General features: G+C 43.6%; 11 protein-coding genes. 3 read left to right on the top strand and 8 right to left on the bottom strand.

What is annotated here, in order from left to right; translation table 11 throughout:
* Positions 1-32 precede the first annotated feature (32 nt).
* A complete protein-coding gene (locus CJD30_RS09380; protein ID WP_294918529.1) occupies positions 33-2,150 on the bottom strand; it encodes a Tex family protein in 2,118 nt (705 codons plus the stop codon).
* Complete coding sequence (locus CJD30_RS09375; RefSeq protein ID WP_294918528.1) at positions 2,147-3,400, bottom strand: DEAD/DEAH box helicase; 1,254 nt, start codon at positions 3,398-3,400, stop codon at positions 2,147-2,149. Before CJD30_RS09375 ends, CJD30_RS09380 begins: the two co-directional genes overlap by 4 nt.
* Positions 3,401-3,500: 100 nt before the next feature.
* On the opposite strand from CJD30_RS09375, the gene pta reads away from it, so the two are divergent.
* Entirely contained in the window at positions 3,501-5,582 is a 2,082-nt protein-coding gene (pta, locus tag CJD30_RS09370; RefSeq protein ID WP_294918527.1) for a phosphate acetyltransferase, read from the top strand.
* Complete coding sequence (locus CJD30_RS09365; RefSeq protein WP_294918526.1) at positions 5,579-6,688, top strand: acetate kinase; 1,110 nt, start codon at positions 5,579-5,581, stop codon at positions 6,686-6,688. Before pta ends, CJD30_RS09365 begins: the two co-directional genes overlap by 4 nt.
* A 352-nt stretch (positions 6,689-7,040) precedes the next feature.
* Here the strand turns inward: CJD30_RS09365 and CJD30_RS09360 are convergent, their stop codons facing one another.
* Positions 7,041-7,565 (bottom strand): 3'-5' exonuclease, encoded by a 525-nt coding sequence (locus tag CJD30_RS09360; RefSeq protein WP_294918525.1) that lies wholly within the window; start codon positions 7,563-7,565, stop codon positions 7,041-7,043.
* Positions 7,566-7,672: 107 nt separating this feature from the next.
* Here CJD30_RS09360 and CJD30_RS09355 point away from each other — a divergent pair, with 107 nt between their 5' ends.
* The gene (locus CJD30_RS09355) at positions 7,673-8,110 is read left to right on the top strand and encodes an NUDIX hydrolase (RefSeq protein WP_294918524.1); all 438 of its coding nucleotides are present in this window, start codon (positions 7,673-7,675) and stop codon (positions 8,108-8,110) included.
* Between the two features lie 149 nt (positions 8,111-8,259).
* On the opposite strand, the gene CJD30_RS09350 is transcribed toward CJD30_RS09355, so the two are convergent.
* Genes CJD30_RS09350 through CJD30_RS09330 form a run of 5 tightly spaced genes read right to left on the bottom strand, consistent with a single transcriptional unit; the run spans position 8,260 to position 25,926 of the window.
* Entirely contained in the window at positions 8,260-20,325 is a 12,066-nt protein-coding gene (locus CJD30_RS09350; protein ID WP_294918523.1) for a tandem-95 repeat protein, read from the bottom strand.
* A 9-nt stretch (positions 20,326-20,334) separates the two neighbouring features.
* Complete coding sequence (locus CJD30_RS09345) at positions 20,335-21,192, bottom strand: hypothetical protein (RefSeq protein ID WP_294918522.1); 858 nt, start codon at positions 21,190-21,192, stop codon at positions 20,335-20,337.
* A 59-nt stretch (positions 21,193-21,251) separates the two neighbouring features.
* Complete coding sequence (locus CJD30_RS09340) at positions 21,252-22,565, bottom strand: HlyD family type I secretion periplasmic adaptor subunit (protein ID WP_294918521.1); 1,314 nt, start codon at positions 22,563-22,565, stop codon at positions 21,252-21,254.
* Positions 22,566-22,573: 8 nt separating this feature from the next.
* Positions 22,574-24,673, bottom strand: coding sequence for a type I secretion system permease/ATPase (locus CJD30_RS09335; protein ID WP_294918520.1), 2,100 nt, complete (start codon positions 24,671-24,673; stop codon positions 22,574-22,576).
* Positions 24,658-25,926, bottom strand: coding sequence for a TolC family protein (locus CJD30_RS09330; protein WP_294918519.1), 1,269 nt, complete (start codon positions 25,924-25,926; stop codon positions 24,658-24,660). The genes CJD30_RS09335 and CJD30_RS09330 overlap by 16 nt, the downstream gene beginning before the upstream one ends.
* Positions 25,927-25,989: the final 63 nt, after the last annotated feature.

Below are 25,989 nucleotides of genomic sequence, written 5' to 3'. Positions count from 1 at the left end.
GTTCTCATTGTAACGCTCTATTGTTTAAAAATCTAGAGCACCTCTTTGAGACTAAGGGCAACTTTTCCTTTAGTGCTGTCAACTTCGATAACACGGATACGACTTAACTGCTGATTGACACTTAAAACCTCAAGAGGATGCGAGATACGTTTTTCTGACATTTGAGAGATATGGATTAATCCGTCATTTTTCAGCCCGATATCCACGAATGCTCCAAAATCGGCGATATTGCGTACAACCCCTGAAACAATAGAGCCCTCTTGCAGTTCTTTGATATCGGTGAGATCGGATCGGAATACGATCGGCGGCAGACTCTCCCTCGGATCAAACCCCGGTTTACGTAGTTCTGTAACGATATCCGCCAATGTTGCTTCCCCTACCCCCAATTGTTGTGCAATCTGCGGCAGATTCTCTTTGGTGATGTTTGAGAGATCGTAATTATTAATCAACATATCCGCTGCTTGATAACTCTCAGGATGTACTCCGGTATTATCCAATACACTTTTGCCCTCCCGTATTCGAAAAAATCCTGCACACTGCTCGTATGCTTTAGCTCCAAGACCTTTGACTTTAAGAAGCTCATTTTTAGCTTTAAACGATCCATTTTTCTCACGATGTTCTACAATAGATCGGGCAACTTTTGTCCCTACGCCAGCGACGTAAGAGAGAAGCGATACCGAAGCGCTGTTCGGATCGACCCCGATCCGGTTAACAAGATCTTCAGTGACATTTTCTAGTTTTTTCTCCAACATTTTTTGATCAACGTCATGCTGATATTGACCGATTCCGAGAGATTTTGGATCGATCTTTACCAATGCAGCCATCGGATCACGCAGACGCTGAGCAATAGAGATCGCTCCGCGTATTGTAACATCGAGTTGCGGATACTCATCTTGAGCGATTTTAGAAGCCGAATAGACCGATGCCCCGGCTTCTGAAACAACCGTATAAGCAATATTTACCCCCTCATCACGATTGAGCTGTGCAAAAAATTCCTGTGTTTCACGAGACGCCGTACCATTTCCGATAGCGACAGCGTTGATTCCATAGCGTCGTATCAGTTCTTTGACAACAGTTACACTTTTCGTATAATCACTCTGAGGCGGAGTAGGATAGATAACGGCATGATCTAAGTAGGTACCGTTTTCATCGACTACAGCGAGCTTGCATCCTGTACGATATGCCGGATCTACCCCTAAAATAGTCCGTTTTGTCACCGGAGGAGAACTCAAAAGCTGTGATAGGTTTTTACCAAATGTATGAATCGCCTGAACATCGGAGCGCTCTTTGATCATTGCATGAATTTCTCGCTCCAATGAGGGGAAAAGGAGCCGTTTGAATCCATCCAAATAACTCTCCAATAAAAGCGTTCGGGAACTTTTTGCATTTTTAGGGATTTTATAATTTTTTATCGTATTCTCAACACGTTCCATATCGATCGTAATTTTGACACTCAGTTCTTTTTCGCTCACCCCGCGCATCATCGCAAGATAGCGGTGCGAAGGAATAGAAGCGATTTTTTCCGTTTTACCGGCGAGTTTGGCATACAGCCCTTCCTCTTTCATCCCTTTGGCCGCTTTGATCTCAAAAGATGAATATTCCAACAATTGACGCCGCCAATATTCACGCTCGCGTGCTTCATCACTGTAACGTTCCGCGATAATATCCTGTGATCCTTTGATGGCATCCTCACGCGATAAGATAGAACCTTTCACAAAAGCATCAGCTCGTTTTTTAAACTCGTCCAATTCTGATTGTCCACGCTCCAATATGTCGGCCAATGGTTCCAACCCCGCTGCGATAGCGATACTGGCACGGGTATTTTTTTTCTCTTTAAAGGGACGATAGATATCTTCGATCTCTTGAAGCGTTGCGGCCTTTTTCAATCGATTTTTGAGCTCCTCATTCAACTCTGATCGCTCACCGATCAGCCGTGCAACTTCCTCTTTACGATCCAAAAGCTTTTTTGAATATGCATAAATATTTTCAAATTCACGTAATTGCTCATCAGTAGCTCCACCCGTCATCTCTTTACGGTATCGAGCGATAAAAGGGATGGTTGAACCCTCTTCGAGCAGCTTTAGAATATTGGCAACGGTTTTAGAAGTGAGTCCGGTTTTTAATGATATAAGTTCTATAAGGCTGTTCATAAATTTCCTGAAGCTTTTGTATTTTTGGCGGCAAGTTCACGGGCTTTGTCTTTTTTACTTTTCCCTTTCCCTTTGATCGGTTCGGGGCCTTTGACTTTCGGTGGCGGAGTACCGATCAGTTCAAATCCCGCAATCTGCTCACGCGGCAGTTTTATTTTGGAACGTTTTTCGATCAAGGCGAAATGATCATACTCATTAAATCCGATAAACGATATAGCAAGCCCCGATTTTCCTGCACGTCCCGTCCGACCGATACGATGGATATAATCAGCGGGAGAGCGGGGAAGATCAAAATTGATGACACAGGTAATACCGTCGATATCCAGTCCCCGTGCTGCGATATCCGTGGCAAAAAGGATACGAATTTTTTTTGCTTTGAACTGTTCCAACACATAAATACGATCTTCTTGGAGAAGATCGCCGTTAAAAGAATCAGCGGAAAATCCATATTTGCGAAACTTTGCGGCAATGTTGTCCGAAGCTCTTTTATTTGCCATAAAAACCAATACTTGTTCCCATTTCTCGGTTGTAAGCAAATGACGCAGCAACGGGCCGCGATTTTCGGGATTTACCTCAATAACGCGCTGATGGATAGACTCAACAGTCGGTATCTCTGATTTTATAGAGATATGGATCGGACTTTGGGTAATTTTTGCGGCAATCATCTCCATTTTCGGAGGATACGTTGCAGAAAATAGTAGATTTTGGCGCTTTGGTGGGATAGAATCTAAAATCATGTCCAACTCTTCGACAAATCCAAAATCGAGCATCTTGTCTGCTTCATCTAGGACAAAAAATTCCAAAGATGAGAGATTCATCTGTTTTTTTCTCAAAACATCGAGAAATCGTCCTGACGTTGCAACGAGAATATCACACCCTTGCTGGATTGCATAGAGTTGATCTCCTATCCCCTCTCCCCCGATTAGACTCACCACTCTAGGAGTTTTCGGAAGATTTTTTCCCATCGTCTCAAACGTCTGTGCCACTTGAAGTGTGAGTTCACGTGTCGGAGTGAGGATAAGCACTTTGATTTTTCCTTTACCTTCCCCTCTGCCCTGTGACCAAAGATGCAAAATCGGCAAAACAAAACTTGCACTTTTACCGCTTCCGGTTTGTCCCTGAGCGATAATGTCATGACGCTCTAACACCAATGGAATGACTTTTTCTTGGATGGGTGTCGGTTGTATATAACCACTTTCACTGACGGCTCGAAGGATAGATGATGAAAGCTTAAAAGGGGAAAATGGCATAAAAAAATCCTCGTAATGTGTAATAGCAGTATAGTTGAGATTAGTAGTGAAGCGGGTTAAATATACTATAATATCCTGAATCATGTGCAGGAGAAATGGATTGAGCAGCAAAAATCTCTATATCGCGTCATCAGAACCCAATTCCGGTTCACTCATCATCACGATTGGGATTATTGAGCTTCTCAAAAGCCGCATCGACAAGATCGCATTTTTCCGTCCGATTGTCATGGAAACATCTTCCCTAGATCACGATATTCATTTTATGATTGAGTATTTCAACCTCAGCCAAACACCTCAGGAAAGCTATGGTTTTACCCTCAGGGAGATCGAAGAACTCCTCTCTGAGAATAAAGAAGCATACATCATTGAACGTTTGATCGAACGCTACCGATCATTGGAAGAACAACACGATTTCGTCTTGATTCAAGGGCTGGATCAAGCTTCATTTTCCAAAATGCTTTCCTATAATTTCAACCATCTTGTTGCCAAAAATCTTCAAGCTCCCTACGTCAGTGTCCTCAACGGAAACAACAAAACCTATGAGCAACTGATCCATGAGATCGATATGGAGCGTGTATCGCTCAAAAACGAATATGTTGAGTCGATTGCTTTGTTTCTCAACCGATTGGATCCGCATGCCTACCGATCTTTCCAAGAATACGAATATGATCAGAGTCTTCCGATCTTTTTCATGCAAGAGATCGATGAGCTCAACCGTATCAGCGTAGCGGAGGTGAAACGATCTCTGGGTTGCAGACTTCTCATCGGAAAAGATTTAGAGCGTGACATCTATCGTCCTAAAATCGCGGCAATGCAGATTGAGCATCTCCTAGATCGTATCGAAAACAATGACCTTATAATCGTTCCGGGAGATCGGCTTGATATTATTCTGGCTATTTTATATGCAAACAGTGCGAAAGATTTCCCTTCGATTGCAGCCATTTTGCTGACAGGAGGATTAATCCCTCCTGAGAATTTTCTCACACTTCTCCATGGAATCGATACACTCAATCTTCCCATTTTGAGCATCGATAGCGATACCTATCAAAGTACGGTTATGATTGATGCTATTATCCCTACCTTTCAACCTGACCAGCACCGTAAAATTGCTTTGGCCATGGGTGAATTTATGAACGCAATCGATATTGAACTTCTTCTCGATCGAATCCACACGATCCATACAGATATCATGACTCCCGCTATGTTTGAATATGCCCTTTATCAGCGTGCGCGTACTTCACGAAAACGCATCGTTTTACCTGAAAGTGCCGATGAGCGGATTTTACGCTCTGCTGAGATTTTGTTACGGCGGGATGCAGTCGATCTCATATTACTTGGAAATGAACAACAAATACTCCATCACGCCAATCAATTAGGGATCGATATTTCCAAAGCAACGATTATCGATCCCTCAATCTCCGAATGGAGAGAACACTATGTCGATCAGTTTTATCGCATGCGTTCACACAAAGGGCTCAGTTTCCAAACGGCTCAAGAAGCAATGACGCACTATTCGTATTTCGCAACTATGATGGTGTATAACAACCATGCAGATGGGATGGTTTCAGGGGCAATTCATACTACCCAAGACACCATCCTTCCTGCATTGCAGATTATCAAAACACTCCCTTCCATTTCGCTCGTTTCCAGCCTCTTTTTCATGTGCTTGGAAACGAAAGTATTAGTATATGCTGATTGTGCGATCAATCAAGACCCAACCGCTTCGGAACTCGCCGAAATCGCAATCACTTCAGCATCGAGCGCCGCTTCCTTTGGGATTCAACCACGGATCGCCATGCTCTCCTACTCAACCGGAACATCAGGGCATGGAGACGATGTAGACAAAGTACGCGAAGCAACCCGGATTGTTCAAGAACGTTATCCCGAACTTCTGATCGAAGGGCCGATTCAATACGATGCGGCGATCGATCCCGATGTCGCAAAGATCAAACTCCCAGACTCACCGGTAGCGGGTCAAGCAACCATCTTTATCTTCCCTGATCTCAATACAGGCAATAATACCTATAAAGCCGTACAACGCTCATCTCATGCCATTGCCATCGGACCAATCCTTCAAGGGCTCAACAAACCCATCAACGATCTCAGCCGCGGATGTAAAATAGCCGACATCGTGAACACCGTCCTCATTACCGCTATTCAAGCCCAGAGTGAGCGTGTATGAGTATCCTCGTCATTAATGCTGGAAGCTCATCCATCAAATACACCCTCTTTGACTCTGCAACCTTACGGGTGATCGATCATGCCCTGATCGAAGAGCTTCGCGATCATCATCACGGATTTGAGTTGATGCAGGTTCAATTTCAGCAACATGGTATCGACATTACTCAAATCAATGCGATAGGTCATCGCGTCGTTCACGGAGGGGATAAATTTCATGAACCGATATTGATAGACGATAGTGTATTGTATGAAATCACCGCATTAATCCCTCTGGCACCCCTGCATAATCCGGCCAATATTGAAGGGATTATCGCAGCACGTACTATCGCCCCGAATGTTCCAAATTTCGCGATCTTCGATACCGCATTTCATCAAACTATTCCGCCACATGCCTATCGCTATCCTCTGCCGCAAAATTGGTATGAAACCTATCATGTCCGACGTTACGGCTTTCACGGTACATCGCACCATTACGTCAGTATCCAAGCATCCCGTATCTTGGAAAAACCGCTCGATGAGCTCAACCTCATCACGTTTCATATCGGAAACGGAGTGAGTGCCTGCGCTATCGAAAAAGGGAAAAGTATCGATACCTCTATGGGGATGACCCCCTTAGAAGGGTTGATGATGGGGACACGCTGCGGCAATATCGATCCCTCTATTATCGCCTATATGGTCCATCAAAGCGGTATGTCCGTCGAGGAGATCGATACAATGCTCAATAAAAAAAGCGGTCTTTTCGCCATCGCGGGAACCAATGATCTACGCAGCATAATTGAAGCAAAGACCAATGGTGATCACCATGCAGCCTTGGCATTGGATATGTTTTCTTACCGGTTGCGCAAACACTTAGGTGAGTATATGGCGGTGCTGAGAGGTGTTGATGCCATTGTTTTTACAGGGGGGATTGGAGAACACTCGCCGCTGATACATGAAATGGTATGCAATGGACTCGAACACTTCGGGATTGAAATCGATTCTGATAAAAATCGCAAAGGTGAAGTCCAGATTCATACAGAGCAAAGCAGCGTTGCCTTACTTGTCATTCCTACGGATGAAGAGCGCCAGATTGCTCTATACGTTCAAAACAAACTCAAAAATATGTAAAAGAATACTTATTATTATAAATATATTTATTCTTTTGCCGATTTAGCTATTCAACTTTAAATTCGGACATTTTTATGAAAACAGCTAAATTTTTTTCCCGCTTTTATTTTTTATCGATTTTCTTCTTAATAGGCTTAATGTACAGCGCACATGCAGGGGGAAAACAAATCACTCAATTTTCTCTTATAGCCTTAGCTTTATTTGCTTTGTGGATCATTCATATCAGGAGAATGAACAAACGATTTGTGTTGCTCCAAAAAGAGAACGTATCTATCGCGTCTTAAACTATCTCGTTTAAACCCCTCTCGTCCATTGAAGAGTGATTGCAGTCTCTCCGATACTCACCGTATCATTAGATATCTACATTCATACAATTTAAAACTTCGAGCGTTTTTGTGACATCGTAGATGGCACTGTGATATTGTTCTTCATCAAACTCAATCTCATAATGTCGGCAAGTCTCCAGAAGTTTTGGATTTTTCAGGCTTCCTCGGATATTGAGAGCTCCGACAATCTTTTTATTCATTTTCATCGTACAAAAATGTTTCTCAAATTGAACAAGCTCACCAAGATGACGCAATTCAAACGCTATGTTGTGAGCAATAAGTGTTTTAGAACCTAGACAGAACTCTCTAAATTCACTATCCTCTACAAAATACTCTGCGTAATCGGCATCCAAGCGCAATCTCTCAATTCGCTGAGGTGAGAGTTTATGGACGGCAAGAGCATACGGATTAACCTCATACTCGGAAAAGTAATAACGATGAAAAGTATCGGCAATCACATAAACACCCTCTTCTTTTTTGATACGAAACGCTGCGACTTCAATTACGTCATAGATATTAGCGGAGTTGGTTTCAAAGTCCAGAATAATCAAAGGTTCTCCAACGGTGTGTGCATTAATTTTACTCGTTATTTTACCAAGAAGGTGCAGTTGATTGGATTATAATATCAAAAGTAATAATTCATCTTCCAAGGCCATCAATGATTCAAACTCCTTTCTTAGCCGTTGACGGCATTGTTGAGATTTACAACAATACGGGTGAATTTGAAGGAATTGTCCTCATCGAACGGCTGAACACACCTAAAGGGCTTGCTTTACCCGGCGGATTTGTTGATATCGGAGAAAGTGTTCAGAGTGCTGTCGTACGTGAAATGAAAGAAGAGCTATCTCTTGATGTCATGATACAATCTCTACACGGAGTCTACTCCGATCCTACTCGGGATTCACGTTTTCACTGCGTTTCGATTATCTATGTTTGCAAAGCATTTGGAATACCTGTAGGTGCTGATGATGCAAAAGAAGCATTTATTTATCCTCTTGATGCTATTCCATATGAAAAACTCGTATTTGATCATGCGCAGATTATCAGTGACTATCGTAAAAATTATTATGGAGAAACCATAAAAGATATTAAATAAATGATATCAGGGGGCGCTACACTCTAGTCCCTATTTCAAGATATTAAAAAGGCTTTAACTTTTTAAATGATCAACCTAAGATATATTATATTGAAATTTAGAAGAGTATATTGGAGCTCCCCTTTCGGGGAAAAAGATTGTTTTTGTTATTATGGATGCCATGCTCCGGCGACAATATTCATGAGTGACTGATTGTTTTTCACTGTATCAAGCGAAGTGATTGACATGCCGTGATCTGTAGCGTAGGCATTCATCGATTGGATAATCACATTCAGATCATTTGAAGTGAGATATTTGCCGTCACTAAGGGTAAATTTCTCGATTTGTGCTTGGGAGTTTTTAGCGTATTGGACGTTGATGGTATCATTCTGAGCATAGCCAATTAACAAATTACCATTTTTCATCATAAAACGCACATCATTTTTGGTGATCCCTGCACCGAATGTAATACAATCCGAATCGTTACTACCGTATTGCGACCAATCGGTAATCGTATCAGCCCCGTCTCCAATACTAAAACTGTAGGTATCGCTACCGTATCCTCCGTTGAGAGAATCAGCACCTTTACTGCCGATAAGTGTATCATTACCCGCACCGCCATCGACGATGTCATTTCCATCACCACCATCGAGAGTATCATTACCACCGTAACCGTAAAGACCGTCATTGCCTGCGAGTCCATACATATGATCGTTCATATAATCGATTCCACTTATCCAATCATTCCCTGTACTTCCTTTAACGATTGCCAAGTTGTTGATTTGATCGGTTGTCAATGTTGTTTGATCAGCAAATAAAATAGATTCCAAGGTATTTCTTTTATCTGATCCAAACCAGTATTGGATTCTAACCGAATCGTTGTCATTTACTTTTAACACTAAATCGTAATTATCGCGTATGAACTGCAAATTATTTTTGGTGATTCCAGCACCGAATACAAGGGTATCTTTATCTAAACTTCCATACGATGAAGTATCCACGATGGTATCGTTTCCATCACCTATATTAAAGAGGTAAGTATCACTTCCTGTATCACCATTGATGGAGTCATTTCCGGTACCGCCCTTGATCGTATCGTTTCCGGTTCCAGCATAAATCGTATCGTTACCCGCACCTCCGCTAACAGTATCATTTCCGTCATCGGCAAATAAGGTATCATCGCCGTTGCCTCCAAAGAGTTCATCATTACCTGTTCCTGCGTATACGCTGTCGTTTCCATCATCAGCGTATATTGTATCGTTTCCGTTACCGCCGAAGAGATTGTCAGCATCACTGCCTCCGATCAATAGATCATTTCCATCACCGCCGTTAACGTAGTCGTACCCCGAGCCTGCAACGATGATGTCATCTCCCCCGTTTCCGATAAGCCAGTTACTGTTGTCATCGCCGATTATGAGGTGATCGTTAGAATCGCTAGCGCTGTATCCTCCGTATTGGGAGTTATTGATGGCGTCTCTAATAAGGGTTATATTACCTTGGGCTGTAGCAATTGTTTGAACACCGGCTGTTATATTCGTAAAGAAGTTTTTCAGTGTTACGGTCGATCCATTATTGACACGGATAGCTAGATCATTGCCGTTACGGCTAAAAGTCATATCTTCTTGATTGACCGATGTCATAACCAATGTATCAGTACCGTTATCATTAATAATCAAGTTCTTACCTTCATATAGGTATCCCTTGACTGTAAAATTTAATACTGAAGTTACTTGACCACCATGTCCATCATCAATCGTGACAATAGCACTATCCTCTCCATTAAATGATCCATCTGCTTTGTATGTCCAATTTCCATAACTGTCGACACTTACAACTCCATGAGTGGCTTGGGTACTGACCGAGTAAGCCAACGTATCACCATCGACATCGCTTACTGCTATTGTCCCACCCATTGTACGAGTGTTTTCTAAAAGAAAATGCTGATTATTTGCATCGATTACAGGTGCGTCATTGACTGGAACTAGATATTGCGTTGCAATGGCGGCGGTATCGATCTGCGTGTCTGAGACACTATAATTCAGGGTAATTGTACCGTTGAAATTTGCTGATGGTATCAACGACCAAGTTCCGTCATGATTATCAATCAGCGTTCCGCTCGAAGCAGTGAGGTTTTTAATACTCAACGTATCACCGTCCACGTCACTTGCGTTTGAGAGGAGCTGTTCTGCCGTAATCGTTATCGTCCCACTGTCTTCGTTTACCATAGCAAGATGAACCGTTCCGATGACGTTTGGAGCGTCGTTGACAGCTTCTATAGCAAATGATAATCTGGTGGTCGTACTCAATCCGTATTCATTGGTCACTTTGAGGATGACGCTGTCATCTCCGTTTAAGTCAGCATTAGGAGTATAGTTCCAGTCCCCTGCTTCGTTGATGTTAAATGAGCCTTTAGAGGATGAAGTAAGCACTTCATAGGTGAGTATGCCGCCTACTGGGTTAGTAACATTCAAGACTCCTGTAGCACTAGTATCTTCAAGGAGATTGGAGGTACTGTCGGAAAGTGTTGGAGCTGATACTTTTACATCGAAATTCAAAGTTTGCGTGATTACTCCTCCGTTACCGTCATCAATCGTGATAATAGCGCTATCGCTTCCCATATAACCATTTGCTGCACTGTAATTCCATACACCGTTTGCATCGACAATGATTGTTCCGTGAGCAGCTGCGGAGCTTACCGTATAAGTAAGTGTGTCGCCATCTGGATCTGTAGCTCCGATCTCTCCGCTAAGGATACGAATATCTTGGAGTGTATGGGTAGTCTCTGCTGGGGCTTCAGGAGCTTGGTTGAGGGCTTCCATTACAAATGACAATGTCGTTGTCGTCTCCCCCCGTCCGTCTTTAATTGCTATGGTTACAGTATCGGTTCCTGCATTGCGTGATGTCCCGCTGTAGCTCCAAATTCCATATTGATTAATACTGATCGTTCCCATCGTCGGTGCAGAAGTGACTGAATAGCTAAGTGAATCTCCATCCATGTCATCGGCAAGCAATATCCCTTTGGCACTACGCTCTTTACCAAGAGTTCGCTCTCCCTCTTCGAAGAACATCTCTGGAGCATGGTTCGTATTTTTGGCAATCAATTCATTCAAGGTATATTCTTTACCATCACTGAAGGCAAAGGATTCGAGTCTAAAATCATCAACATTCCAGTTTTTGATGGTTATTTGATCGATGGCATCGTTGGATATTCCATCATTGTAAGAAAAGGTGACGATTAGGTCCTCTCCCTCCATCTTGATAACAACATCACGGCGATCAATAGTGTTACCAAAATAGAGAGTATCTATTCCACCTGAATCAATAATGACATCTTTGCCATCACCTTTTTCAAAGAGGTAATAATCATCTCCACTGCCTCCTTCTAATTGATCATCTCCTTTTCCACCTTCCAATGCATCATCACCTGCTCTAGCGATGAGATAATCATCACCTGCTAAACCGGAGAGATAATCGCTGCCCTCTTTACCGTAGAGAGTCTCGGAACCTGCCAAACCATAAAGGACATCATTTCCGCTATTACCACTAAGACTATTGCCTGCATCCAGTACCCGCATCGTCAAATCGCCTTCGACATTTAAGAGCAGATCATAGATGCCTTGGCGGTTCAATTTGGTGCCATCACCAAATATAAACTGCTCAATTGCACCAGTATCGTTGAACCAATTTTTGATGAGAATGGTATTAGGTAGTTCGGTGATTGGGGTATCGTTTTCTGCGTTTTCCCGTATACCAATACGAAGATCGTCCGTTCCTCGAATCCATTGAACAACAAGACGATCGGCAGTGATACCGCTGATGAATTTGAGGGTATCGGCTCCGGTGCCGTTGTCGTCGATTACGTCTGATCCACCCCCATAAGCAATGACATAGGTGTCATTTCCGATATCACCACTAAGAATTTCGGATTCACTCGTTCCGTAGAGCGTATCATTATCGGTGATCGTATCAGTCGCATTGATCTTGAACCATACGTCACGCATGATTCCTGTACCAGCGAGACTCGAATAGTTGGTTTCATTGGTGACTATATTTCCGTTTTCCGTAGTTTGAGTGTAAACACTACCATTGGCACGGTTAAGGGAGAGTGACGTTACTCCCGCGACAGAGAGATCGACCAGTTCACCTACATCGGTTTTACCGTTCTGATTTGTATCTTTCCAAAGTTTGAGTTGTGAAAAATTCGCATCGTTTTTATCAATCACACCATCATTGTTTGTATCGTATTGTGCCAATCCCGAATAACCATCGCTTGCCAGAGTACCGTCGGCGAGCTTAGTACGATCTCCGAAGAGCTCGCTACCGTCATTAATAATGCCATCATTATTAATATCTCGGATCAAGAGAGCATCTCCTTTTTCGATCCATGCCGTATGTTCTTTGAGTCCATCGGCAGCGTAATCAAAATAGGTATAAGAATCATCTAATGAAACCGACGTGATACCATCATGATTCAAATCAAGAATGATAGGAGGTGTAAAAGTACCGTTATTAATAACTATAGGATTTCCGAAAGGAATCGCTGTAAACCCATTGGCGGATGAATCCAGCAATGGATTAGACCCTTCAAAATCGAAATGTGTCAATAAACCGCTTGAACCGGTACCGCCGTTTGCAATACTGCTCACTTCAGTCTCTGAGAGTGCTCTGTCGTAAATTTGAACATCGCTCACTGTTCCATTTAAGTATGAACGCAAACTACTACTAGATCCCCAATACGCTCCGACAACCACCCTTTCTGATGACTGCATGATGTTAAATATACCAACATTAGCCTCAGTATCCAATACGCCGTTAATGTAGATTTTTGATACACCTGAAGATTGATCATACATTCCTGCAACGTCGTATAGTGTTCCGGTATGCAGAGTAGTGTTTGAGTATATACGATGGGATGTATTGTTGGCTTCAATGACTTGAAAAAATAGTTTTCCGGTTGAATCGATTGCCATGGAATATGACGCTGCATAATTCGTATATGCCTTTGTCACCAACATACCATATGTACTACTCTGATATCCTGTTCCCATCCCATTGTAACTAAACGTAGATGTTAAGGTTAGCCCTTTTATAACATTTAACCCTTCTGAATTAGAAATGACCAACGCATCATCAGCACCATCCAACTTCATTGCGCTGTTATCTGCAAGAGGAAGATTTGTGAAAATCATATCTTTTGTGATACTCGGTTCTCCGCTAGCGAAACTAAACGTCTCAATATTTGTTTTGAGATTGTAATAATCTTTAATAATGATTTTGTCACTTAAGGTATCAAATGCCATATCCCCATTTTTGATTGCGACTATAAGATCCTTACCGTTAACTTGAAACATTAAATCATCTGCGCTAATTCCTGCACCAAATAACACCGTATCATTTCCACTCAAATCATAAATCGTATCTTTTCCATCCCCTTTATTGTATTGATAAACATCATTTCCACCACTGTCGGTCACGCTATCATCACCTGTACCCATTGTAGTAACATCGTTTCCTGCACCTCCCTCGATTACGTCATTACCCGGACCTGCATAGATGCGGTCATTACCACCTCCGGTATTGATCGTATCGTTGCCTCCGTTGGTCTCAAATGTCTCATCCGTATTTGTACCGATAATACTGTTTGCATCGTCTCCATAAATTTTATATTGGCTTGATACCCATGCGTAGTTAAACGCTGTCGCAGGATATGTAACGGTTTTATCGATATTCAAGGTCTCTCCATTGCTGAAGATGACTTTTTCTACTCCGCGATTTACATTTGCCCAATTTTTAATGATCACGTAATCCCTGAGTTGTTCGTAGGTATCAACTTTTGGTGCTATTTTTAAGACAAGATCATTTCCAACTACCCCAAACGTCACATCGCTTTTATTGATTCCTCCACTGAGATAGAGAGTGTCATTTCCGGCATTTACATCAATTTGACCCTGTTGGTATTGATCATCGATTACGACTGCGAAGTCACCGCGATTATACACGTAGGTATTATTTCCACTCCCACCGTACATAATTGCACCCAGTTTACTATAGAGGGCTCCATCAATATTATTGGCAACAAACAATCCCGCAATATCGGATTGACTCATCGACGTATTGTCGGCAAAAACGATACTTTCGATATTTGTGTTGAATTTAAACCAATCAGTAATTGTAATAACATCACTGAGTTGATTGAAGGTTTTATTGATTTCGGCTATACCTATAACTAAATTATTTCCCTGTTGTTTAAAGATCAAATCATTTTTAGTAATCCCATCCCCGAATTTGAGGGTATCACTGCCTAACTCATCGAAGATGGTATCAACTCCGTCGCCCAGGTTAAAGAGATAAGTATCGTTACCTTTTCCTCCTTTGAGGATGTCGCTGCCTGCTCCCCCTATGAGGGTATCAGCCCCTTCACCCGTGATAATCGTGTCGTTACCACCAAGAGCATTGACACTACCCCCCTCATCACCGAATACCAAATAATCATCCCCTTCGCTGGATCGTTCGATTTGAGTAAGGGCAATGGCAGTTCCGTCACTTAAACGGAGGTTTTCGATACGGTATGCCGCATTTCGCCAACCGCTGATAGTGATGACGTCGCTGAGCTGATCAAAGCTCTTGCCATCCTCACGGATCGCGATTTGCAGATCATCACTACCGTTGATGACACGGGCGACAAGATTATCCGTTGAAATCCCATCCCCGAAGATGAGAGAATCTACTCCTGAGCCATCGGTAATGCGATCTTTGCCATCGCCGATACCGAAACAGTAAGTATCATTACCCGCTCCCCCCTCTAATGTATCGTTGCCGATGCCACCGCTGAGGATGTCGTTTCCATCGCCTGCTTTAAGAATATCATTCCCTTCCCCTCCACTAAGAGTATCATTTCCGCTATTAGTGATTAGCACATCATTACCACTTCCGCCGCTAATCGTATCATTGCCGTTTGCAGTGATGACTGTATCATTACCGCCCAGCGCATCCATTACCGTATCTGTATCCACGAAAACGAGGTAATCATCTCCATCGGTTCCTGCTTGTATTTGCGAGAGACTGATCGACGTTCCATCAGATAGTACGAAATTCTCGATCCGCATGGACGCATCAAACCATTTTTTTAGAGTGATAATGTCGCTAAAAGCATCAAACCCTTTGCCGTTCTCTCGGATACCGATTTGCAGATCGTTACTGCCGCTCACTGAACGAGCAACGAGATCGGCTGTCGTAATCCCCTCACCGAAACAAAGCGTATCGTTGCCCCCTGAACCGTAAGTGTATTCGTCGATGATCGTGTCGTGTCCATCCCCCAAACCGAAGAGGTAAGTATCGTTTCCTAATCCTCCTACGAGAGTATCGTTACCGCCGTTACCCGCTAATGTATCATTGCCGCTCTCCCCGTAGAGGATATCAGCACCCTCACCGCCATTGAGGATGTCATTACCACTACCCGCATAAAGCACATCATTTCCCGCATCACCGTAGAGGGTATCATCCCCGCCCTGACTTCGGATCGTATCTGCACCTTCACCGCCGTGAAGCACGTCATTGGCTGAACCTGTGATAAGCGTATCGTTACCACCGAGGGCATCCACATTTACGGCACTGTCGCCGAAGATCAGATTATCATTTCCTTCGCTCGCCGATTGGATAGAGGCAAGATCGACGATACTGCCATCATTCAAGCGGATTGTTTCGATCCGGATAGCAGGGTTGACCCAGTTTTTGATCGTGATAACGTCGCCGAGTTCTTCAAACGTTTTACCCTCTTCTTTGAGTGCGAGAATCAGATCATCACCAACCACTTTAGCAATTAGATCAGCAGTCGTGACTCCCTCACCAAAACGGAGGGTATCGTTTCCTGCATTGGATTGGGAATTACCGTTGTAACCATAGCGGTATTCATCGATGATAGTGTCTTTACCGTCACCTCTACTGTAGAGGTAGAGATCATCTCCCAATCCCCCTTGCAAGGTATCACTACCAACTCCGCCGTTGAGGATATCGTTCCCCACACCCGCTATCAAGATGTCGTCTCCATAGCCGCCATCAATTACATCATTTCCGCTGCCTGAAATAACTGTATCATTGCCACCCAATAGATCGATACTCACTCTGTTATCACCGAATGTGAGAAGATCATCCCCCTCAGTTGGGATTTGAAGTGTATCGAGATTGACGACACTGCCATCACTTAAGAGGATCGATTCCAAATGATTTGATGGATTATTCCATCCGCGAATCGTGATTGTATCGCTGAGTTCTGAGAGCGTTTTAGCATCTTCTTTGAGTCCGATTACCATATCGCCGTTGGTGAGATATTGGACGAACAGAGAATCTATACTAATGCCTGCACCGAATTGTAAAGTATCCTTTCCGCTCACGTTGAGTATTACGTCTTTACCGTCTCCGAGGTTATAGAGGTAGGTGTCATTTTCGCTTCCCCCATCGAGGGTGTCGTTTCCGCTACCTCCGGCTAGTATATCATCCCCTTCATCTCCGTAAAGAACATCGTTACCTGCTCCTCCATCGAGTGAATCATTCCCCTCCAAACCATGTAGAATGTCATTTCCGCCCAAAGAGTCTATTGTGTCTGCACCCGATGAGAGATCGATACGATCATCACCGTTTCCGATAAAATAATCACGAACAATCGTGGAGAAATCGAGACTGCTTCCATTGCTAAATACGATATTTTCAATACGATTCACACTATCGAGCCAGTTGATGAATGTCACTTTATCGCTCAATTCTTCAAACGTTTTACCATATTCAAAACGAGCAATAATCAAATTTTTCCCTTCAGATCGAAGTACAATGTCACTTTGGAACAGATCGGTGAGACGAAGCGTATCACTCCCGCCTCCATCGATGATCGTATCACGTCTATCCCCAGTGCGATAAAGATAGACATCATTGCCTTTTGAGCCGTTAATGATGTCATCTCCTCTCCCCGCCAAAACTGTAGAGCCTGCTAATCCGCCTATCGTGATCATGTCGGCATTCTCGCTTCCGACGGCTAGAATATTACCTGAGCTGTAGGTACCGTTTTCATAGACGTGTGCTTTATACGTTCCGGTATAGATGGCGCTAGTGAGTTCTCTTATCAATGGATCGGTGATCCCTGCCGTTACTTCAGCAGCGGTAAAATGCAAAAACGTCGTCTCCAGTGTATTCATCGCATCAGCGAGATAGAGTTTGGATTCGATCGTATTATTCGGATTGTTGAAATAATCCGTGATGCTTTGGGTAAATGTCGCAGTATCGGAGATTACGAACTCATCGATGCCGACATTGTAGGTCATTGTGTTCATGATCTGCGGATAGAGGCTTTGCAGAGCAAACATTGCTTCATAGCGATCATGGAGTTTGGTGTAGGCAGCATTGACGTTGGCAGTGTTATAGGCTCCTGCGACTACATTCGCCGGAGCGCCTGTTTGCATAGCCTCTGCTGTTGAGAGGATACGGGACTCTATAGCACTGCTAAAACGATTCACTCCCATAAAGTGTTCGTATATCCATACTTTTTTATCCATATCGGAGAGGATCGGAGTGGTTGAGAGAGCGTATTTTTCCTGTACGGTTCTTAACATCGTATTGAACCCTGAGTATTCGGCGAGGTACTGATCAAACCCTTGTGCGAGGGTGGAGAGATCGGAGGTGAGCGATTGTGCGATAGAGATGAGATGGGGATTAATGTTGTAGGCTATTTCACTGTTATAGACGACACCATATCCTCGGAGTTTTGGAAGAGCTTCGGCTTCGGGATGTATAGTATAATCAGGGATGAGAGCGGTATCGACGGTGGTGATACGCGAGTCAAACGTCAGCTCTATATCCGCCGCGAGAGAACGTGTACCCCTACTGTCACCGTAACGTCCTGCTTCACTGAGGATATTGCCGTTTAGGTTGATGTTGGTACCAATGACGTTTAGTTCGATGTTTTTGACCCCTACTTGGCTGAGGGATTTGAGTTCGTTGGATTGAGAGATACCATCACCGTTGGTATCTTGCCAGACTTTGAGCTGAGAGTAGAGTTCATCACGTCGGTCGATCACTCCGTCATAGTTAGTATCCACCAAAGCTCGCAGTTCCGCAAATCCGCTCGTGGTAGCCGTTCCGAATACTTCACTGATACCGTCGATCTTGCTGTTACCGTTTTTATCAAATACTACGATTCCCTCAGAGGCTTGAACCCACCCTACTTTCTCTTTTATCCCATCTCCTGTCAGATCAAAATAAGCATTCGAATCAGAGAGGGATACGGTGGAGATTTTACCGTCATGGTTTAGGTCTAGTACGAGAGGATCACGGCGCGGTGGATCGAATGAGGTTGGGTCAAAGGGGTGACCGTCTTTGGGATTGTCAGTTGAGGTATCTTCAGGAGGAATATCGGTTGGATCAGTTGGAGTTGGATTGCTTGGGTCAGTCGAGGTTGGATCACCTCCTATCCCTGTTTCACCTGTACCTCCACCTGATGAACTTCCGCCACCACTTGTGCCTCCGCCTGATGAACTGCCCCCTCCTGTAGAATTGGAAGTAGTAGTACTACCTCCTACCGTGCCACCATCGCTTAGAGTTATCTCTAACGTATTTGCTTGTATATAAAAATCCTCAATGGTGAGAAATTGATCCCCTTTTTGGTAGATCAGCGTATTATTGTTTTTTTGGAAGTAGTAAGTCCCTCCATCACCTTGATAGAGATTGTAGAGTTCATGTTCTTCACTTAACGTTCCACCTGTGAGAAGTTTCTCTTCAAAATATACCTTACCTTTACGGTCTTCGTCACTGATCGTATCCCCATCACCTGAGTAATAGGTATCATTGCCTGTACCGCCATAAAGTTTATCATTTCCCTCTCCGCCATCAAGGATATCATCGCCAGCACCACCAAATAGTTTATCATCCCCACCCATACCGTAAATGTGATCTTCTTTATTCCCTCCAATGATCCCAAAATCTTTTTCAATAAAGTCGTCTTCACCATCATAACCAAAAATAATATGTTGTATATCGAAGTTATTAGAACTTCCATACCCAATTCCAAACCCTCTATCACGAATTTCTAACTTACTTCTATCAAGAGTAGTTGCATGAAGAGCTGTATAAAGTAACAGACTGCGATCTTCGATATATTGTGATGAATATTTAGATAAATCGAGATTATAAGCATTCAAATTACCCTCAACTGCAAAGCCGTTTAAACGGATAAGGGCAAAGAGAACAGCTCGGTCAGATTTAGCTTGATCGGCTATTTCAAATTGGGTTAAGTCATTCAAAAAGTTAAATGATAAAGAGTTTAATGCGGCACTTTTAAGCCCAATTAAATTAAAAAAACCTTCCGTTGTTTCGTAATATTTATTAGCATGAGATAAATCACTAAGCATATATGCCATGGTTAACACAACAAAATCTTTGTTTTCAAAATATTTCAATACAGCATCATAATGATTTAATGCCTTTATCAAATTAGGCATTCTATGTCCCTCAATAGTATTGAGGTTTTCACCAAAAATTGGTAGTATTGGGCCTAAAAATTTATTTATCCAGAGGACTTCGCTTAGCGCATTAGACAACGGATCGCCATTAGTCATTCCTGAATCGGTATAGGAGATATTGAGGATATTATGTTGAGCAAATGTTTCTTCTTCCGCTCCCCACCCAAGCCATGAAGCAACACGATGCAAAAGCCCCAATGGATCAGGAAGCCAATTGGTATAATCAATCAGATTACTCGATGACCATGAGTTAAAGGTATAACCTGGGATTCTTAAATCTGCACCGATTGCTTGGGTGAGAATACCTCCCAGACTATGTCCTGTGAGGGTGAGGTTGGATTTTAAAAGCCCTTCACTACTTCCATATTTATCAATCATATCATTTACAAATTTCGTTGCATCTGGAATTTGCGGATTATAATTGAGAAATCCTGTTGTTACGTCATAGACATAGTCTTCGGGTTCCTGTGTTCCTCGAAAGGCAATGACGAATTTTCCTGTAGTGTTATTCCGTAGCAGAACAGCTTCCATTCCATGTCCACCAGAGTTGTTATCATAATCGATAACGGTATAAGAGTTGTCAAGATAAAATGCAACCGGTTTTCCGTCTTTGTCTTTTAATGTAAAATTTTCTTGAAAAGTTCTCCCTTTGTATATTTGATCTCCATAACTAATATACGCCAAGTTGGAAAGTTGACCCATTTCTGTGATTGTGTCTTGAATGTTTGCCATAAGTAATCCTTACCAGTATAGTTTTGTGTGTTTAAAGGGGAAAATAGTTACACCTACCCTTCCCATAGCTGTAAATACATCTTCATCGAATATCTCTATCCCTGATTTTCCACACAGCGGATGTGGGTAAAATCGTCTTCCACCCATCGCCACATCTGGTATCAAACTAGCTGAATAGAGCTGCATGATACGGCGGTTATAGGCAATCACCTCTTTGGTTCGGTTATCAGTGACTTTAACTTCATCACTGTAGAGAACTTTACTGGCTAAGTCTGAGAGATGGACTTCTTCGGTTTTTACGGTGTAGTTCATCTGGGGCATTTGATCGCGAGTCGTTTCAGTGATGACAAGATCAAGTTTCACTTTTTCAGTTTCGATCTGTTTGGTGAGGGATTCTTTTATTTTGTTCGCTTCCCCAGAGTCCTTCGCAACAACATCAAATTCTGCTTTTGTCCATTCTTTGGCTTTGTATTTTTTCCAAGCATCTTCAAATATCGCATGCTTTTTTTGAGCCTCCTTCGTAACCGTATACCCCTCCTTCACCAGAGCAACATAACTTTGAGGTATATTGACATAAAAGTACATCTTCACTTTTCCATCGCGTGTATTGAGTGCCATCGTTTGCAAATGCACCCCGTCAAGGTAGTTCTTCACCATCAGTTCGGCATCTTTATCATCAAACCCAGGATAGACGTTGTCCTCCCAGTAAATGCTGATCGGATCTTCAACCGTATGTTTGATATAGGTCTTTGGATTCGGTTCTTGGGCGCAGTAGTATGCCCCGAGAGTGTTGGAGAGGATCACGTCGGAAGCGTAGAGGGTGATACTCGTGATGAAAACGAGTAGGAATAACAAGGACTTTTTCATTTAGGCTGCCTTTCTTTGGATTGGATTATTTTGCATAGGTATCCTTTGTCTTAATATTTTCATCTCACACTCAACCCTTCATCGAGATATTTGATCATCGGATAAATAAAGAACTCGATCACTCTGCGTTTACCCACTTTGAGTTCTGCCGTGACACTCATCCCTGCATGGATAGGGAGGGTTTTCCCTTCTCCTTTGAGTGTCGTGTTGGTCGGAGTAATCATGATCTCGTATACGGATCCCAGTTTCTCATCCTCGATGGCATCATCAGCGATGTGTTTAACGTGTCCATGGATCAGTCCGTATTTTTGGAAATCGTAAGTATCGATTTTCACTTCCGATTCCATCGTTTTGGTTACAAAGCCAATGTCTTGGTTCATGACAGTCGCTTTGATAAGCAAGGGTGCGTCTTTGGGGACGACGGTAATTAGTTTTTCAGCCGGGGTAACGACACCGCCAACGGTGTGAACAAGGAGTTGTCCTACGTAGCCATCCACAGGAGAGAGAATACGCTGTTTGGTGTGACGGAATAGACTCGCTTCCACTTCAGTGCGCAGTGCGGTGGCTTCCTTGTTTTTCTGTGTCAGCTCTTCGAGTAGCTTTTGACGATATTGCTGGGTCGTGAGGCGAAGTTGGTTTTGTAATTCGGCGATGTGGGCATCTGATTGGCTTTGGGCATGTTCCCTCATCCGCAACTGTTCTTGATACTCGATCCGTTGATTCTGAGCATCGATATAGTCACGCTTGGCAATGATATCGAGTACCTCATTGAGGCGTGCTTCGTGTTCTTTGGCATTACCGAGGAGCTGCTTGAGTCGTGCCGTATCGGCGTTAGCGCTTTGGCTTTGAGCTTTGGCCTGCTGTATTTGCTGCTCGGTCACCATAATCTGCTGATCATAGGCGCTTTTGGTGGAGATATAGGCTAACTGCTGCGCGGATATAGCAGCATTGTCGGTACATGCAGGATTAGGGATAAAAGGTTTCTCTTTGATTAATGCATTTAGCCGCCCTATTTCGAGCTCCATCAGGGAGAGATTTTTTTGTTTGGACTCCAAATCTGTCTCACTGACGGAGGGATCGATTTCGATGAGAAGATCTCCTTTTTTGACCGCTTGCCCCTCACGCACATGGATAGCGCTGATGGAACCCGATTCTATCGGTTGAAGTGTTTTTATCTCCCCTTCCGGGATCACCTTGCCTCTAGCACTCACTACAACGTCGATCTTGGCAAAAAAGAGCCAAAGAAGCCCTACGACGAGAATCGCGATGATGGTGTAAAACAGCCCCCGTCCCAGCGGAGAAGTCGGGCGTTCTTCAATCTCGACGAGAAGCGGGGTAAATTCGTGTTTGTCTTTGGTGTGAAAGAGATTCATAGTTTCTATTAACCTTGCTGTGTATAAAGCTTGTGATAGTATCCGCCGAGTTTCATCAACTCTTCATGGCTTCCGCGCTCGACGATGTGCCCTTTGTCCATGACTAGGATGACGTCGCAGTCTTTGACGGTAGTGAGACGATGAGCAACGATAAACATCGTTCTGCCCGTTTTAATGCTCTGAAGATTATTCTGGATGATCCGCTCAGATTCATAGTCCAGCGCCGAGGTCGCTTCATCAAAGATGAGGATTCGAGGATTGGTGAGCAACGCACGGGCGATGGCGATCCGTTGGCGTTGACCTCCGGAGAGCGCCGCACCTCTCTCACCTACTTGGGTATCGTACCCTTCGGAGAGTTCACTGATAAACTCATGCGCTCCCGCCATACGCGATGCGCTTAGGATTGCCTCCATCGGAGCATCGGGACGAGAGAGGGAGATGTTCTCTTTGATTGTTCCGCTAAAGAGGTAGTTCTCCTGTAACACCACTCCGATATTGTTACGGAGCCATTTAGGATTCATATGGCGTATATCAACCCCGTCGATATAGATCGTTCCCGAGTTAGGGATATAGAGACGTTGGATCAGTTTCGTGATCGTACTTTTACCGCTGCCGCTGCGTCCTACCAATCCTACGCTGTAACCTTGCGGTATTTCGGCGCTGATACCGTGCAAGACGGCCGGCTTATCGGGAGCATAGCTAAAATTGATGTTATCAAACGTCACGCTTCCTCCGATTCCTGGAAGTGTAATCGCTTTATCATCGGTCTGTTCGGTCGGGGTATTGAGAATATCCCCCAGACGCTCGACCGATAGAAGCGTTTGTTGAAACTCATTCCACAGATTGACCAGACGCAGCATTGGTCCTGTGAACTGGTTGGCAAACATCTGAAAGGCGATGAGCTGTCCGACGCTGAGCTTACCTTCAAGTACCAGCGTTACCCCTACATAGAGCATCGAGATGGTCATGAGTTTTTGGAGTACGCCGCTCACCCCGCCTAAGATATTGGAGAGGTTGATCAGATGAAAACCGGAGTTGACGTAACGGGCGAGATAATCTTCCCATTTGCGCTGCATGGACCCTTCTAGTGCCAGGGACTTGACCGTTTGTACGCCGCTCACCGCTTCGACGAGATAGGCGTTGGAATTAGCTCCCATCTGAAACTTCTCTTCAAGGCGGCGGCGAAGTTCGGGGGTAATAAAGAAATAGAGCGTTCCGATGACGGCAACGAAGCCTACGACGATAAGAGTAAGTTTGACACTGTAGAGAAGCATCACCGCTACGAATACGACGGAGAACAAAACATCAAGGATCAAGGTGACTGATTTATTGGCGATGAATTCACGTATTTGATCGAGTTCACGTACACGGGAGATAATATTTCCTACTTTCCGCTTTTCGAAATAAACATACGGGAGGGCTAAGAGATGGTGAAAGAGTTTGGCACCCAATCTCGCATCGATCTTAGAGGTGGTATGGGCAAAAATGTAGCTTCTGATCAGAGTGATCATGAGTTCGAAGATCGCCACGGCGATAAAAGCGATAGCGAGTACATCGAGCGTACTCATAGAACGATGGACGAGAACTTTATCGAGTATCACCTGCGTAAAGAGCGGTGCGACGAGACCAAAGAGCTGGAGGACGAACGAGGCGATCAAGACTTCGGCAATTACCTTTTTATATTTCATGATCTGATAAAAAAACCATCCGAATCCGAAACGGGCTTCCGCACTCAAGATTCGGTGTTTAAGGACGATACTTTTACCGCTACTCTGTTGCGCCCACTCCTCATATGACATAATATAAGGCTCTTTACGGGTAATGTCGAAGATCAATAGCTCATGTTTTTCCCCATTGGCCTGCAAGATGCTAAAGTAGCTTCCATCCAGCCGCTGAACAATGATGGGCATAGGATAGTTCTCGATCAGTTTCTCGATCGAGAGTTTTTTGATGGTAGCACGAAACCCTTGTGCTATCGCGATACGGTTAAGCTCTTCGATGGAGGGTTCGCTTTCCCCTAGAGCGTATTCTTTGATGATGACACGGGTATCGATCGCGATACGGTTGAGTTTTGCGGCAACCTCTAATGCCGTTAACGCGGAGTGCATTCTTCCGCTCCTCTATGTTGCAACTTCAATGCTTCCGCTTCATAAGCATGTTGTATCCTCTCAGATTCCAATGTCAACTCCCTCTCTAATGTTTCGAGCTTCACACTCACCTCACTCACCGCGTCTGCTTCACCATGTTCTCTTAGCCGTTTGATCATGGCTATTTTGGAGCGGGATTCATTCACTATCAATACATTATTTTTTTGCAATTGGGTTAAACGGTCTATTTTTTGTTGAGAGATTTGGGTTTGTGCATCAAACTCCCGTTTGGCTAATGCATACTCTTCATTCAATCGATCCCTCTCGAAATGCAATCGTGCCGATTCACTGTTGTATTTGAACCCCTCAAACAGGTTCCATCGGAGGCTTAACCCTGCATTCCAGCTATTGGGTTTCATATCTTCAAAAGCGTTGTAGGCGTTATGCATATCAGAACCGTAGAGGTAATAGTTTGAATAAAGCGATAGTACCGGAAGCTGGGTACGGATGTTGAGGGAGATTTCGGTATTCTTTTGGTCAATTTTATCTCTGTACTGGCGAGCTTGAGAACTCTCTTCGAAACTTCCGATATGAATATCTTTGGCTTTGGTGCCTAAAGGAAGCAATTGGGTCGATTTTAGGTCAAGATCGATATGGGAAAGTTTGGTGAGGGCTATGAGGTTCTCTTCATAACTCATTTGAGCACGTTCAATATCCCGCTCCAGTTCTATCAGACGGATCGCTTCATCCCCGACCGATACACGTGACTCTTTCCCTGCGGCATAAAGACGTTGTTTGAGGGTATAGAGTTCTTGACGTAATGCGTGCATTTGAGCTTTATAGTTCTGTTCACTTTGAGCTTTTTGAGCCGTTGCATAAAGGTCCAAGATTTCTCGAAAAAGCTTGTTTTCTTCATTACATACTTCAAGCTTTTTGAATGCTATCTCTTTTTTGGATATTTCGATTTGCTTTAGTGTCGTTCCGAAGTGATAGAGTTCGTAATTGAGACTTAACGCCAAAGAGTCTTTATTGCGAACAGCTGAATTGATCGTAGTCCCCCCTACCGATATGCTTCCGGAAGTTGTTTGATCTAGGTTTTTATTATACTCTCCGCTGTAGCCAAGGGATAACTGAGGATAGAGACCCGAATAGACACTGTCCAAACGGGTTTTCTCAATTGAGGTATCAATAGTGCGGAGTTTAAGCCAGTGGGAGTGTTCTGTTGCAGAAATCTTTAACGCTTCATAGGAGATCTCTTTTGAAAAAGAGAGCATCTCCAAAGTGAGAAGAAATAATATAGTTTTTTTCCTGTCTCTTATCAACACTTAACGCTCCGA

The organism is Sulfuricurvum sp. PD_MW2 (genome assembly GCF_002633015.1).
Classification (GTDB): domain Bacteria; phylum Campylobacterota; class Campylobacteria; order Campylobacterales; family Sulfurimonadaceae; genus Sulfuricurvum.
Note: the sequence above shows the minus strand (reverse complement) of the source record. Positions and strands in the feature narration are given on the sequence as shown.